The sequence below is a fragment of the Kineococcus indalonis genome (assembly GCF_009906395.1).
Classification (GTDB): domain Bacteria; phylum Actinomycetota; class Actinomycetes; order Actinomycetales; family Kineococcaceae; genus Kineococcus; species Kineococcus indalonis.
Genome location: NZ_JAAALM010000797.1, coordinates 1 through 1,231, shown reverse-complemented (window position 1 = coordinate 1,231; position 1,231 = coordinate 1). Strand labels below are relative to the sequence as shown.

The following is a 1,231-nucleotide window of genomic DNA, read 5'->3' as shown; positions in this document are numbered from 1 at the left end:
GCTGCGGGCGGCGCCGGTGGCGCCCGAGGCCGCGTGAGCGCGCCCGGCCCGGCGGGCGGGGCGCGCCGGTGAGCCCCACCCGGTACCTCGTCGTCGGGGCGGGCCTGGCCGGCTCCGCGACCGCCTGGCGGCTCGCCGAGCGCGGCGGCGAGGTCACGCTCGTGGAGCGCACCGAGCCCGCCGCGCCCGACGGCTCCTCCCACGGCTCGGCGCGCATCTTCCGCTACGCCTACGCCCAGCGCGACTACGTCGACCTCGCGGTGCGCGCGGACCCGGCCTGGCGGGAGCTGGAGCGCCAGCACGGCGCGCCGCTGCTGCAGCGCGTGGGGGCCCTGGACCACGGCCCGGGCCGCCACCCGCGCGCGCTGGCGGCCGTGCTGGCCGCCGCGGGCGTGGAGCACGAGCTGCTCGGCGCCGCCGCCGCGCGGCGGCGCTGGCCGCAGATCACCTTCGACGGGGAGGTGCTGCACCAGCCCGGCGGAGGGGTGCTCGACGCGCAGGGCACCGTGCGCGCGATGGTCGCGCTCGCGCAGCGGCACGGCGCGCGGGTGCTCACCGGGTGGGAGCTGGCCCGGCTGGAGCGCACGGGGGCGGGGTTCACCGCGCACGCGCGCGACGGCCGGCGCCTGGACGCCGCGCACGTCGTCGTCAGCGCCGGCGGCTGGCTGCCGGACCTGCTGCGCGAGCTGCCCCTGCCGGCGGGTTTCCTGGCGGCGTTCCCGCGGCTGCAGGTCATGCAGGAGAACGCGTTCCACTTCCCGTACCGCCGGGAGCACCCGCACGGCACCTGGCCCACGACCATCCACGACCCGCGCGGTTGGGACGCCTACGCGCTGCCCGGCGGCCGCGACGCCGGCTGGCGCGGGCACAAGGTCGCCCTCTACAACGCCGGGCAGCCGATCGCCTCCGCCGCCCGGCGGACCGGCGCGCTCGACCCCGCCAACCGCGAGCGCGTCACCGCGTACGTGCGCGAGTTCCTGCCCGGCCTGGTGCCCGAGCCGTACGCGGGCACCGCGTGCCTGTTCACGAACACCCCCACGGAGGACTTCGTGGTCGACGGCGCCGACGGGATCACCGTGCTGTCCGCCTGCTCCGGGCACGGCGCGAAGTTCGCGCCGCTGCTGGGGGAGCTCGCCGCGGACGTCGCCACCGGCGGCACCGCGCCGGAGCGCTTCCGCGTCGGGGCGCTGCACGCCGGTCCGTGACCCCGCCAGCGCGCCCGGCCCCGCCC

1 protein-coding gene is annotated in these 1,231 nt (G+C 79.7%); it reads left to right on the top strand.

Annotation, left to right across the window (positions count from 1 at the left end; all coding sequences use genetic code 11):
• Nucleotides 1-68 precede the first annotated feature (68 nt).
• On the top strand, nucleotides 69-1,205 hold the full coding sequence (locus GTR00_RS21180) for an FAD-dependent oxidoreductase (protein ID WP_166613483.1): 1,137 nt from the start codon (nucleotides 69-71) through the stop codon (nucleotides 1,203-1,205).
• The last annotated feature ends 26 nt before the right edge of the window (nucleotides 1,206-1,231 follow it).